The following is a 13672-nucleotide window of genomic DNA, read 5'->3' on the forward strand; positions in this document are numbered from 1 at the left end:
AAAAATATCAGCATTGCAGCTAGCCCAAACGTCCCAAACAAAACAAACCAACTCCTTCGATTGAAAGGCGCGGAAGTCGAACCACCAACACACTCAATCAGCGCTTGCAATATAATTGAAACAACAACGAAAACCCACTTCACAGCACACACAACAAACCCTAACACCTCAAGCGCAAACAAATTAAATGTATTTTTACGATATGCGCTTACTCGTGGCCGCTTAAATTCCGGCCTACGATTAAATACCATTACTCACCCCCATCACTCTCAACCCCATGCCAGACCAAGGCAAAAAACTGGATTTTTATTGAAAGCCGATTTCCAAATCAGCCACAAACAGCTCAATCAATGTATGAGTCGCATCAGATTCTCGGCTTTCTATACTCGGCACGCACGTAATCCGTATCTGTCTTCGACCTCTTCTAGCGGGCGCCTACAGCCGCGCCTTTCAACCAGTTGCTTCGCGAGCGACTTTTCCTTCGGATGTAACTGCCGATTGAACCGGTCAACGTTGTACGCGAGAACACTCCCAACTCACCACCAACAACTCCACCAATCTACCCATCGTGATCATGTTCGCTACGAATGCCACCATACTTCACTCACTTCTTTACTCCCCCTTCTTTGCAGTCTGATTCGTAGCTCTTGCGAGCTCTCTTGCAGCTATTGTCGAAAGGTTTGATTTTTAGTAAATGTGCTCTGCTCGCATACCCGCCAACTGCCGCAACTCCCAACCCAAGCAGCACCAGAAATCCTCCATACGGTGCTGGTGGCACGTATTTACACGCGACAAAAATTATTAGAAGACCGATAACAAGCAGGATAGTCCGAACCCATCCTGAAAAATTTCCATCCTCGATAAATCGAATTTTCATTTATCTCCCCAATAATTAACGAAATTATTCCAGTATTTATTCATAAAATCCTGCATCTGCCGACCTGCGCTGCTGCTGTTGAACATGTTCGCCGTTTCATTTATCGCCGGACCGAATCCCGGCACTCGATCTGACAAATTTCCTGCGATCAAACCGGCGATTCCGGATACGGTATATTGGCCTACGTCGGGCTTAACAATTTGACCTAATGCATCGGCAAAAAATCCAGCAACTGTAGCCGCATAAGCTGCTGCTGAAAGACCACCAGAGTATGGCGATGGAATCGCCGCCATAGCAGCAACAGTCGCACCAAACCTCGCGGCATTCGTTGAAACAACCGACGTCGCATCCGCCGTCGTGTTCCTCATAGAGTTCGCATCCGACGTGTCGAACTTCGTAAATGGTCCGGTCAGCTTGACACTAGAACCATTTTTTCCAGTCTGGTCATACGTGATGTTCGGCACGCCATCCTGTGCCGCCCCGGAATTTTTCAGAATGAAGCTTTGCAACTCCGAACTTGGCTGCACCGTGATCTGCGTCAGTATCGGCTTGCCATCGTCAGTCGTACCAGCGTATTGCCACCGCGCTCCAGAATCAGTAGGCATCTGTCCGACCAAAGTATCAGGGGTGCCTAACTCTCGGTCTCCGACAATCGAGCCGCTCATGATCCGCATCTGATCCTCGATTTGTTCTAGTGTGTACTTGCCATCGCTCCTTTTGGCCAATTCCTTTGCGAGCGCCCTTTCATCAGGATGGAGTTGCCGATTAAACCGATCAACGTTGTACCCCGAGAACGCCCCCGACTCGCCGCCCACAACCCCACCCTCCCCCGTCGCGATCACATTCGCCAAGATATTGCCCAACGCCTTGTTCATATCGGCGTCACCGGTCGGATCGCTTCCCGCGATCGCGCTGCTCAGGTCGTTCAGCTTGCCTGCGGCGATCGACGCAATCGCTGCGCCCGCCGCACCGCCGACGGCATTCCCACCCGCCAGCCCCGTCACCAGCGCCGCGCCCGCGCCTTGCATCAGCGCGCGGTTCACGCCGCCTTCCTTCCATGCGTCAACACCGGCCTGATCGCCATTCTCCGTAGCGTTCTTCTTCATCCGGTCGGCAAAGTCGCCGATCCGGCGCGACACGGCCTCGCCTGCCGCACTGGCTGCCGACATCATGTCCGCCTGCTTGCTCAGCACGTTCTGCATGTCCGGCAGCCTGGCTACCGTGCCATTCGTCTCGGTCGTATCGCGGTTCAGACTCGCCACGTCCTGCTTCTGGTTCGTCGAATCCGTGATCGTGACGGCCCCCTCGCTCACGCCGCTCTTCGTCGTCGCGCTATCGCTGCCGCTGTCGTGCTGACCGAGCATGGGTGACGCGCCGCCCATGTTCTTGCCCGCTCCACTGCCGTGCGTGCTGTAGTTCATCCCGCCATCACCCGTCGTCGCACCCGCGCTGAACCCGCTCGACTTCGCGTCGTAGCTCGACTGGTTCTGAATATCCGAGAAAGACAACGATCCGGTCGTCAGCGAATTCTTCGATGCATCCGCGTCACTCGCGATCACCGCACCCTTCAGGTCGGTGTTGCCCTTGACGTTGAGATTGAAGCCGCCGTCGGCCGCCTGAATCCCGGCCTGCTCGGCGACGCCCGCATAGCTGCCCGTCGCGTTGCCCTTGCTCTGACTGAAGTTCGCACTGGCGCCGGCCTGGCTGACACTGAAGCCCCCACCGGTACTCGACTGATGCGCCGCGCTCGACAACGTGTCCTGCACGCTCGCAATGTTCAGGTTCCCGCCCACGTCGGCATTCACCTGATTCCCGCTCACATTCGAGCCGACGATGTTCGTATCGCCGCCCGAGATGATCGTGACCGTATTCGCCGCCTTCACATGGCTGTTGTTCTGCGTGGCCAGATCGCTGTTGCCGTCGCCATTGGCCTTCGACATCGCCGCCGACACGCCGAAGCCGCCCGTGCCCATCGACATGCCCACACTCGCGCTCTTCGATTCGTTCGTGCTGCGCGTCGAATCCGTATCCGTCGTATTGACGATATTGATCTGGTTCTTCGCCGCCAGGATCACGTCGTTCGCGTTCACATCCGAGCCTGCGATCGTCACGTTGCCGCTACCCGGCTGCCCATTACCCGTCGCGGCAAATGCAACCGTCCCACCTGCGTTTACGCTCGAACCGCGATTCGTCACGCTGTCTTCGCTGAACGCACTCTTGCTGCGACTGCTGCCGACGCTGACCTCCAGCTTGAACTGGGGCGTCCCGCCGGTCTCCAGTGTCTTGACCAGATCGCCAGCAGCCATGTTCGCGTCCCACGCCGCACTCGCTGCCGCCATCCCGCGCAACGCCGTCGCTCGGCCATCCTGGCTCTGGCTCGCCGCACGCGACTGGCCAACCGCGTTCGACACTGCATCGATCACCGGCGCCTTCAGCGCCAGCGTCATCCCGCTCTTCGAGATTTCCTGCGTCTGCGTGCGATGAGCGGTATCCTGCACCGCATCGATCATCACGTTCGCGCCCGCGCCGCTGATGTTCTTCGCGGCAATCAGGTCGCTGCCCGTCACATGCAGGTCGTTCCCGGCGGTGATGCTCAGATTGCCGTTCAACGAACCGATCGTGCTGCCGTTGTTCGACACCTCTCTCGTCTGGCTGGTCGTCTTCAGCGAACTGCTGCCGACCGATACCGACAGGCCGCCGCCCGACATCAGCCCTGTTTCCTTCTTCCGGTAGTAGCTCGACGACGCCAAGGTATCCTCCGACGTCGTGACCGTCACGTTGCGCGCCGCGCTCAGTGCGACGTCGTTCGTGCCGACGACTGTGCTGCCTTGGATAGTCAAATCCCGGCCGGCGGCAATCGTCACGCTATCCGCCGACACCAGGCTGCCCTGGTTCAGCGTCATCGTCTGGTCGACCCCGCTCGCGACCTTCGTTCCACTGACGATGCCGCTACGGCTATGCGTTTCGTGCGCATTCAGTTCGTGCGTTTCGGTTGCCGCGCCAATGTTCACGTCGCCAGCCGCCGCCAGCGTCGCATTGCCCTGGTCCAGGCTGATCGCGCTACCGATCACGTTCAGGTCCTTGCCGGCCAAGATCGCCACGCTGTCGCCACCGGTCAGCGTCGTACCCGTCAGGACTTGATCCGAGGAGTGGTAGGTTTCCGCATAGCTGCGGTTCCCTTCGTTGCCCGAGCTGTTGCTGTTCACGGTCGACGTCGCGCTCGCCGCGCCCAGCGTCACGGTGCCGCCGGCCACGATTGCACCGCCACCACGAAGCTCGATTTGCGCCCCCTTCGCGGTCAGGTCTCCACCTGTCGCGATCGCCGACTTGCCGGCGACCTTGACCGAGCTGCCCACCGACCGATTGATGTCCGTATCGGATACGCCATTCGCCCGCTTGACCACCTTGTGCTCGCCGACCTGCTGCGCGCCGAGTGTCCAGTCGCCGCCGACCTGCATCCCGAGATCGCCACCGACACTCAGGCTCCCCGCGTTCTGCTGGAAGTTGCCGCCCGTCGCGATCGCCGCGTTGCCCGCGACATCGATGTTCGCTTGCGGTCCGAGCGCCGTCGAGATGCGCGTCGCGCCGTCTGCGTTCGTCTGTTGGCGAGTCTGCGTCGCGGTATCGAGGATCAGATCGCCACCGGCCGCCAGCGCCAGACTGCCCGCCTTCACGCTCGCGGAGGTCAGGTCGACCGTTCCGGTCGTCGCGAGCGTCATCCGGCCGCCGCTTTGCAGTGCGCCGAAGCGGTTGTCGATGCGTTGACCACCGATCGACAGGCTGTCCGTTGCGCGAAGCGTGCCGCTGTTCGAGAACGACTGCACGTCCTTCAGGTCGATGTTGCCGGCTGCGATCAACGGGCCGCCACTCATGTCCTGCTGGCTCGCCCGCGTCAGATACACGACCGGCACCAGCACCGACTGCCCGTCGACGACGCGCGTCTCCATCAGCACCACGTTGCCCTGCAATTGCGCGACCTGCTCGGCCGACAGCCCCATCCCCAGAGGCAAATTGAGTGACTTCGAAAGCTCCGCCCCGGACGACAGCAGCGCCTGATACATCGATTCGATGTCCGTGTACGGCCCGAGCACGGCCTTGCCCGTCAGGGACGTGAACTGGTTGCGCACCAGCCATTGCTCGTAGAACCCGTCTCCCAGGCGCTTTTCCGTCTGGTCCGGGTTCAGCCCGAGTTGTCGCAGGTAGTAGTCGCTCGACATGAACGACCGCGTGTTCGTGAACGCCGGATTCGACTCGATCAGGTAGTTCGCATCCGGCGCCGGGCTCGGGCGGAACAGGCCACCCTGCGGGATCGTCAGGTTCTTCAGCACATCGACCGCCGTCGCGCTGGCGATCACCCGGTCGATGCCGCCGCCGATCGCGCCGACATCGATGCCCGGCGGCAAGCCGATCGGCGGAATTCCGGCGTTGCCGGCCGGATTGTCGATGCTCACTCCCGTACCGGAGAGCGTGCCGTTCGCGACGAAACTCGATTCGTCACTCGGCAACGCATATTCACGCGAATCCCCTGGCGCATTGCAGCCGGGTGCGTCGCAGAACGAGTAGCTCCAGATCCTGCCTTTGTACGTTCGGTACCAGTACTGACCGGTGTACGTGACCTTGATCTGCGGTGCGAGCTGCCCCTTCCAGCTATCCTGATCGAGCGTGCCGGGCATGGCGATGTCGCCCGCCGCCGTCACGCGACTCCAGTAATTCTGGAATGTGTCGACCGAGGAGGCATCCAGATTGCCGCCAACGACGATCTGCGCCACCGGGCTGATCTTCGAGACCAGGTTTGCCAGCAGCGTACCCGTGTAGGTCGTGTACAGGTAATCGCTGTTGTCCTTGCCGCCGTGCGGCGGCTCGATATACACACCGCCGATGTTCGCCGGATCCTTCACGTTGACTTCGCCGATCTGCCCGCTCAGGCTGATGCCGAGGCTTTCAAGCAGCGTGGCATCCACTTGCGAGGTCCACGCCGTCTGCATCTCGCGCCGCGTGTTCGTCACGAGCTCGGCATGCAGCGCCATGTCGCCGTCGGACTGGATCAGCCCCGACTGGTTCAGGATGCGTGCCGCCTTCGTGTATCGGCCCGCCGCATCCTTGCCCCCTGCCAGCACCCCGCGCCCCAGGCCGTAGATCGCGGTCAGCGCCGGGGTATCGGTCGACGTCGTGTCGTCGCGGTTCTCGATGGTCTGCGCGAGCAGTTCAAGCACACCGCTGCTGTCCGACGCGCCGATCAACGCAGTCGGGCCGACGTTCGCGAGCGTCGACGCAGCCGACAGCGACACGCTGCCGCCCACCAGCGCGCCGGTGTTGGTCAGCGTGTTCGATTTCGTGCGCAGCAAGCCGCCGGCCGACATCGCGCCGCTGTTGACGATGTCGCCCGCATCGAGATTCAGATCGTTGACGGCCAGCAGCCCGCCGGCGTTGCTGAACGTACCCGGCAGCGTAAACGCCAGATTCCGGCCTGCATTGAACCGGTAATCCGAGGTGTTCGTGAAATTGCCCTGCAGATACAGCGCCAGGTCGTTCCCTGCACTGTATGCGCCACCACCGTAAAGCGTGCTCGCGCTGACCGACAGGTTGCGCGTCGCACCGATCCGGCCGCCCGAGTTGGACACCGCGCCGGTCGTCGCAACGCTGACGTCGCCGTTCGCGCCGGTAATCCGGCCGCCGTCGTTGCTCAGGCCATTCGCACGAAGCCGCACGTTCGCGCCGCTCAATTGGCCGCCTTGCGTGTTGGTCACTGAACCCGCTTCGAGCGTCACGTCGCCGTTGGCAGCAAGCGAGCCGCCGGTGTTGTTCAGTTCGCCGCCGATCCGGGCCGACACCGAACCGAGCGCGGTCAGCATGCCGCCCATGTTGTCGAAGGCGCCCGCGGACAACGTCACCATTCCGCGGCTCGCGATCGAGCCGCCTGCGTTCGCCAGCAGACCGGAACCGAGGCCCGGCATCAGGGTCAACGCGCCCGTACCAGCATGGATGATCGTGCCGCTTGCGTTGTTCAGCATCGACGGTGCCAGCGTCAAATTCGCGCCGTTGGTCTGGATCGTGCCGTTCGCGTTGTCGAGCGTGCCGCTCACATTAAGCACCGTATCCTGACTGCCATACTGCGTAAGCGTGCCGCGCATGTTGTGCAGATCCGTTGCCTTCACGTTCAGCCGGTCCGCCGCCATCGTGCCTTCGCGGTTGTCGAGCAGGGCAGCCGTGACCTGCAGTGCCTGCTGCGCCGTCAGGCTGCCGTGATTGACGACCGTGCCCGCTTTTACCGATACGTCGCCATTGCTGCCGATCACGCCACCCTGTGCACCGGTCGCCGTCGTACCGCCGGCATTCGTCAGTTGGCCGCTCAGCGACAGCGACAGACCGTCCGCGCTCAGCGACACCATCCGACCCGCCGTGTTGTCGAGCGAAGTGCCCGTCACCGACAGCCCGCCACCGCTTTGCATCGTGCCGGCGTTGTTCGCGATCTCGCCTGCGTTCAGCGTTAATGCGCGGTCTGTGACGAGCGTGCCGTCGTGATTCGCGAACTGGCCCGACAGGTTGATCGCGAGCGGCCCGATTGCGGAAATCTGCCCGCCCCGATTCGAAAGAGCGCCTGCCTCGAGGGTCGTGCCTGCCCGGCTCGACAGCGTGCCGTGGTCGTTCGCGAGCCTACCCGCGGCACGCGCGTCGATCGCGCGTTGCGCGCTGGTCGTTGCGTTGGCCAGGTTGAGGTCGCCTGCCCGGGCACGCAGCGAAACGTTTGCGCTCGCGGCCGTCTTCGAGCCGGACAGATCGATGGCGATGCCCGTCAGCACGACGTCACCGCCCGCGACGTTCCGGCCCGTCGCCGTCAACTGGCCGGTTGTCGCAACGCTCAGGTCCCCGCTGCCGCTCACTTCGCCATCCGCATTCATGCCCGCACCCAGCGAACCCGTCGATGCAACGCTGCCGGCGGCGATGTTCAGGTTCTGCTGCGCTGCCAGCGCGCCGCTGTTTGTCAGCGCACCCGCTGTCGAGACCGACACGTTCTGCTGCCCGTAGGTCGTGCCGCTGTTCTCGATGCCGTCCCGCGCAGTGATCGTGAGATTGGCGGACGCATTCGTCTTGCCGCTCGACACCAGACGGCCATTCGATTGCAGCGCCAGGTCCCCCGACTGCGCAGCAATCGTCCCGGCATTAGCGACTCCGACGCCATGTTCGTTCGAGACCAGCAGGATCCTGTCGGCATACATGCCCCCCAGCCGACTCACGTCGATCGCCACGCCCGGCGCGGCGCCATTGCCTTGAATCGGCGTGGCCGCGAGCGTCGCGCGATCGACCTGATTGGTACCGGCGACTACGTTCAGGTTCTTTGCATGGATTGCCGCATTGGCCTGTACGGCACGCGTGATCAGGTCGACTTGATCGACGTTCGATGCGTTCAGACCCGCACCTTGAACCGTGATCAGCCCGCGATTGACGTGGTAGCCCGCGAGTGAGCCGTCCGCGCCGTAGTATGGCTGGCCAGTCGTCAATGTGGCGCGACTGGTATTGATGAAGCCGCCGCCGTCCACCACGATGCCGGCCGGGTTCGCGAGCACGATTTCCGCGCGGTTTCCCGCGACTTCGACATAGCCCCGGATCTGGCTCGCGGCCGTACTGTTGACCTGGTTGACGATGATGCGCGCCGATTGCCCGAGCCCGAAGTTCTGGTTGCCGTTGATCATCCCGGCCTGCTGCGTCTGCACCATCGTCGGCGAGTTGTTCAGGATCGCGCCGTTGCGTTGTACGTCGAACTGGTTGTACGTATTCACCGACACGCCTGTGCCCGACGGCTTCGCGATATTGACTTGCGGCAATCCGTTCGGCGTCGGGATCACGTGCGTCGGTGTGCCGGGCGTCGGTACGATCTGCGCCTGGATGATCGCTGGCGCCGCGCCGAGCATCGCGGCCATCGCCGTCACGACAACGCCGCGCGACGCGCCGCGCCGTTGTGGGCACGTCTCGCCACCGGCCAAATTCCCCGCGGCGGAAGCCGTTTCCCCGACAGCCACCACCATCCCCCGGGACCTGGAATACACCAGGCGGTAGGTCTTTCTGTTCATCGTTATTCTGCAGGCACTTTTCAGAGTGATGAACCATATTAGAAACGATTTCGAGAAACCGAAATCGTTTCATAAATACTACGAAGCAATATGAATCATATTCGTCTGATTGACATGCATCGAGAACCTTGCATGTGAATAATCGAACGGGATGACCAATACGCTTTCGAAGATCAAAAAAATCAAACCACCTACGCCAGGTTGATTTAAATTTTCATTCCTTAAATACGGTTGCATGAATTCCATCTACCCGATTCCAATTTCTCCGGTTACACAAAAATTTTCATTTAAATACACGCCTCCAATTTTCCTCAAACTATTTCGACCAACCAACACCCGACAATGCATATCGATCGCGCATCGAATAATCCTGATCCCGGAATGCACCTCGAACGGAACCGACTCGAGTAAAATGCCCGCAACCATCAAGCCGAGCGGGGCCACGCCTCCATTCCACTCGCACCGGCGCAACGCGAACACGACAACACGAACAAGACCCGCGGCATCCACCGGCGGCGCCGACCCGACCGGGCGTGGGCCGCCACGACGATCGCCCGCCGACCACGCCTCCATGAGCAAACCGATCCTGTACCTCCTCGCCGGCAACGGCAGCGCGGCCGACTGGTGGGATGATGCGCTGCCCCACTTCCGGCATTACCAGCCTGTGCCGCTGGAACTGCCGGGCTTCGGCGACAACCCCGCGCCGCCCTGCGAGGATCTCGCCGCCTATGCACAAGCGCTGCTCGACATGACCGAGGCGGGCCACGCGATCATGGCGGTCGGCGTGAATGCACTGCTGGTGCTGCACGCGTTGCAGCGACGCCCCGGCTACTTCAGCCGCAGCGTGCTGCTCGCGCCCGTCGGTGCGTTTCTGTGGGAACGGCGCCTGCCGAAACTGATGGCGCCGAAGCCGCTGCGCAAGACCATCCACTGGCTGCTTGCGCATTACCCGACGCTGTTCGCCCGCAAGTTCTCGAACCTGACCTGGACGCGCGCGCAGTACCGCCGCATGGGCGCCGGCTATGCGCGCTGCCGTGCGTTCCTGCCGCACTGGGATCTCGTGCGCGCCGATACCGCGCTGCCGCTGCTCGAGTGGGTCACCGATCGCATCGAACTCGTGTGGGGCGACCAGGACAACGTGCTCGGGGTGCGCCAGGCCGCCGCGTGGTCGGCCATCCTCGCGCGCGCGGACCTCACCGTCACGCTGCAGGCCGGCTGGGGACACTATCCGTGGATCGACGCGCCGGCGGCATTCGTGCACTGGCTCGAAGCGGGCGATGTCGGCTTCGTCGCGCATACCAAGGGCGGGCGCCTGGCGCTGGCGACGATGGCCGGCCTGCCCGTGCCGCCCGCGCTGTCGCTGACCCGCGCCGACGATTCGCGCCTGCCCGGCTTTCTCGCGAGCCAGCCCGACGCCGAGTGGGCGGTCCGCTCGTCGAGCCACGGTGAGGACCAGGCCGATGCGGCGAACGCCGGCCTCCATACGACGTTCCTGCGCGTACCGGCCGCGCAAGTGGCCGCGCGCGTGGCCGAGCTGCTCGACGGCGGCCTCGAGGAAGCGGTCGTGCAGCGCTTCATCACGCCCGTGCTGTCGGGCATCGCGTTCGTGCGGCATCTGGCCGTCGAAGTCGAATGGGTGGAAGGCCACCTCGAGACACTCGCCGACGGACAGGCCAGCCCGCAACGCGCGATCCTGTCGCGGCTAGGCGAGCCGTGGCAGCGCGGTACGTTCCCGACCGCGCACGGCTTGAGCGCGACGCAGCTGTGGGCCTTCCTGCAGCGTGTGCTGCGCGCGTTCCACTACGTGCCGGGCGACGTCGAATGGGCGTGGGACGGCCGGCAGCTGTGGCTGCTGCAGTACCGCCCGATCAGCAGCTACGGCTGGCATCGCCACCTGACCGCCGCGAACATCGCCGAGATCCTGCCGCCGCAGCCGAGCCGGCTGGTCGAGTATGCGCAACGACGCGCGGCCGGCAGCATCCCGGCGATCATGGCGCGCTGGGATGCACGCGTACTGCAGGATAACGAACCATTTACCGCACTCTATGGCGGCGCGTCGTACATCAACAACGACCTGTTCCTCGCCCGCCTCGCCGACTGGGGCGTGTCGGCCGGCAACTACAGCGGCGAGATCGGCGGCGCGACACCGCCGCTGCGCTGGCGGCCGCTGCGGCTGCTGCGTTCGCTGCCGGTGTTCTGGCGCATGCTGCGTGTCGCGCGCGGGCACCTGCCGACGCTCGAGCGCGGCTTGCAGCGCTTCGACCAGGAACTCGCGACGCTCGTCGAGCAACACGCCGACGGCCAGCAACTGGCCGACTGGTTCACACGCTTCTACGTGTTCGTCGTGCAGGGCAACCTGTGCATCGCGTCATCGCTGGCCAGCAGCGGCGGCGCACTGTGGGGCCGTCCGCCGACCGCATACGGCCAGCTCGACGACAGCCCGCATCGCCTGCCGTGGGAAACCGATCCGGGCACCACGCGGCCCATGCCTACCGATCTCCCGCTGCAGGCGTTTCCCGACTGGCCGCTGCCGGTTCGCGTGCTCCACGCACTCGGCGCGCGCGGCATGCGCGGCTGGTATCTGCAGGTGCGCGAGTGGTATCGCGACAACCTGATGCGCGTGTTCTTCCGCCTGCATCATGCGATGCCGGCCGCCGATCGCGACACGTGGTTCGCGCCGCATCCCGAGCGCCGCGAACGCAACGGCAGCTTCTGGCAGGACGGCAGCGAAGGCACCGACGAGGCGGCCGGCTTCATGATCTATCCGGGCCACACGCAAGGCGTGCTCGGCTACGACATCCTGCTGGAAGACACGCTCGATCCGGGCCGGCACGCGCAGTACCAGGCCGCGCGCGCCGTGATCGCGCGCATGGGCGGCCGGCTGTCGCACGGCGCGACACTGCTGCGCGAGCTGCGCAAGCCGTCGGCCGTGCTGCCGCGCGTCGATGCGGCGTGGGTCGGGCGCGAGGTGCGGCTCAGCGACGGCCAGCTGACGCTGGTCGAATGAACGCGATGCGGTGGCCGTCCGCCTGAGCCTGAACTGCGTGCGGGTCAGCGCACCGGCGCGCGGACGACTCCGTCGACCTTCAGCGTGCGCCGGTCGTGCGCGGCTTCGTATTCGACCGTCTGCGCGGGCGTGACGGCGCCGTACGAACGGCCGTTCACATAGACGATGCCGTCCCGCAGCTCGACCCGGTCGCCGTTGACCGTCGCGGTGGCCCGCTCGCCCTGCAGCACGGCGCCCGAGCAGCCGGCGCTCGAAAAGCTGCGTACCGACGTGCCCGGCATCGCGGCGACACCGCCCGGGTCCGCCGCATGCGCCGCGCTGCACGGCGGCGCATCCATGCTGCCGGCCGCGTGGGCCGCGCCCGCGCTGATGCCGCATCCGGCAAGCAACGCAATCGTCATCGGCTTCAGAGGGTTCATGGTGCGCTCCGTTGTCCGCCGCCGCGGATCGATGGCCGGCCGACGCCCTTGCTCGCATGGCGGGCAGGCCGGATGCACCCAGTATGCGTCCGCTTCGCGGCACGCCGCCATCCGCGTCAGTACCACTCGTCGCCGCCCCGGTTTGCGGCGACACCGGCCCCTGGAAACACCTCCTGGCGCGCAACCCGCCCCCATGAAAATCCGCCTTGATCAAGTTGCGATCCGCAACTATTATTGATTGCGATCCGCAACCATTCCAGGCCAGCCATGGACCTCATCGACGCTCCCGCCAAGCCTCGCGAAGCCACGATCCTCGAGCTGCGCGACTTCTCCCGCAAACTGGTTCGCGAGCTCGGCTTCATGCGCGCGACGCTGGCCGACAGCGACTGGGCGCCGTCGGCCGTCCACGCGATCCTCGAGATCGGGATGGCGCCCGGCATCAACGCCCGCGATCTGGGCAACATCCTGCGGCTGGACAAATCGAACACGAGCCGGCAACTCGCGCGACTCGAGGCGGCCGGTATCGTCGAGCGGCGCGTGTCGAGCGACGATGCGCGTGCGATCGAGCTGTACCTGACCGCCGAAGGGAAAAAGCTCCAGAAGAGAATCGACACGTTCGCGACGGACCAGGTGTCGAATGCGCTGCGCCGCATGGTGCCCGCCGACCAGCAGGCGCTGCTGCGCTCGCTCGCGATGTATGCCGATGCGCTCGCGCAAGACAACGCCGCGAAAGCGCCCGTCGCGGCACTCGACGCGCCGGCGATCCGCGAAGGTTACCAACCGGGCTGCATCGGCGATATCGCGGGCCTCCACGCGCGCTTTTATTCGGAACACTGGGGCTTCGGCGCCTTTTTCGAAAAACGCGTGGCGACCGAGCTGGCCGAGTTCGCCGGTGCGCTGCCGGCCGACGGCAAGGCGCTCTGGCTATGCCAGGAAGACGGGCGAACGCTCGCGTCGCTCGCGATCGACGGCGACCCGGCAACCGGCGTCGCGCACCTGCGCTGGTTCATCGTGAACGACGCGCTGCGCGGGTCGGGCATCGGGCGCCGGCTCATGACGGAAGCCATGCGCTTCGTCGACGTGCAGCGGTTTCGCGAAACCTATCTGTGGACGTTCAAGGGGCTGGACTCGGCGCGCCATCTGTACGAGTCGTTCGGTTTTGCGTTGACCAGCGAATCCGCGGGCACGCATTGGGGAACCGAGGTGGTCGAGCAACGCTTCAGCCGGCCAGGGCCATCGGGCGGCTGAGGGTCGATGGGACCGCTCCGTCGCGCTACCCCATCCCGAAGAGCGAATCGAA

6 protein-coding genes and 1 pseudogene are annotated in these 13672 nt (G+C 63.9%); 3 read left to right on the forward strand and 4 right to left on the reverse strand.

Annotated elements, in window-relative coordinates; translation table 11 throughout:
• Nucleotides 1-604 precede the first annotated feature (604 nt).
• Both CFB34_RS36440 and CFB34_RS36445 read right to left on the reverse strand, forming a co-directional pair.
• Complete coding sequence (locus tag CFB34_RS36440) at nucleotides 605-877, reverse strand: hypothetical protein (RefSeq protein ID WP_143329569.1); 273 nt, start codon at nucleotides 875-877, stop codon at nucleotides 605-607.
• A complete protein-coding gene (locus tag CFB34_RS36445) occupies nucleotides 874-6831 on the reverse strand; it encodes a hemagglutinin repeat-containing protein (protein ID WP_315855530.1) in 5958 nt (1985 codons plus the stop codon). The genes CFB34_RS36440 and CFB34_RS36445 overlap by 4 nt, the downstream gene beginning before the upstream one ends.
• Between CFB34_RS36445 and CFB34_RS36450 the strand changes: the two genes are divergently transcribed.
• The gene (locus CFB34_RS36450) at nucleotides 6737-6979 is read left to right on the forward strand and encodes a hypothetical protein (RefSeq protein ID WP_242808817.1); all 243 of its coding nucleotides are present in this window, start codon (nucleotides 6737-6739) and stop codon (nucleotides 6977-6979) included. The genes CFB34_RS36445 and CFB34_RS36450 overlap by 95 nt on opposite strands.
• 81 nt (nucleotides 6980-7060) lie before the next feature.
• Here the strand turns inward: CFB34_RS36450 and CFB34_RS36455 are convergent.
• Nucleotides 7061-8946 (reverse strand): annotated as a pseudogene (locus CFB34_RS36455) (filamentous hemagglutinin N-terminal domain-containing protein); the annotation flags it as partial.
• A gap of 571 nt (nucleotides 8947-9517) precedes the next feature.
• Here CFB34_RS36455 and CFB34_RS36460 point away from each other — a divergent pair.
• The gene (locus CFB34_RS36460) at nucleotides 9518-11953 is read left to right on the forward strand and encodes a PEP-utilizing enzyme (RefSeq protein ID WP_179243793.1); all 2436 of its coding nucleotides are present in this window, start codon (nucleotides 9518-9520) and stop codon (nucleotides 11951-11953) included.
• 44 nt (nucleotides 11954-11997) lie between these two features.
• On the opposite strand, the gene CFB34_RS36465 is transcribed toward CFB34_RS36460, so the two are convergent.
• Entirely contained in the window at nucleotides 11998-12372 is a 375-nt protein-coding gene (locus CFB34_RS36465; protein ID WP_089444497.1) for a sugar ABC transporter ATPase, read from the reverse strand.
• 267 nt (nucleotides 12373-12639) lie between these two features.
• Here CFB34_RS36465 and CFB34_RS36470 point away from each other — a divergent pair, with 267 nt between their 5' ends.
• Nucleotides 12640-13620, forward strand: a complete 981-nt coding sequence (locus tag CFB34_RS36470; RefSeq protein WP_089444498.1) for a helix-turn-helix domain-containing GNAT family N-acetyltransferase — start codon at nucleotides 12640-12642, stop codon at nucleotides 13618-13620.
• Nucleotides 13621-13672 lie beyond the last annotated feature (52 nt).

Source organism: Burkholderia sp. HI4860 (assembly GCF_002223045.2).
Taxonomy (GTDB): domain Bacteria; phylum Pseudomonadota; class Gammaproteobacteria; order Burkholderiales; family Burkholderiaceae; genus Burkholderia.

Coding starts and splice junctions, on each gene's coding strand:
- CFB34_RS36470 (WP_089444498.1), top strand. CDS start 12,640: ATGGACCTCATCGACGCTCCCGCCAAGCCTCGCGAAGCCACGATCCTC.
- CFB34_RS36460 (WP_179243793.1), top strand. CDS start 9,518: ATGAGCAAACCGATCCTGTACCTCCTCGCCGGCAACGGCAGCGCGGCC.
- CFB34_RS36440 (WP_143329569.1), bottom strand. CDS start 877: ATGAAAATTCGATTTATCGAGGATGGAAATTTTTCAGGATGGGTTCGG.
- CFB34_RS36445 (WP_315855530.1), bottom strand. CDS start 6,831: ATGCCGGGCCTCGGTTCCGGTCTGCTGGCGAACGCAGGCGGCTCGATC.
- CFB34_RS36465 (WP_089444497.1), bottom strand. CDS start 12,372: ATGAACCCTCTGAAGCCGATGACGATTGCGTTGCTTGCCGGATGCGGC.
- CFB34_RS36450 (WP_242808817.1), top strand. CDS start 6,737: ATGTTGTCGAAGGCGCCCGCGGACAACGTCACCATTCCGCGGCTCGCG.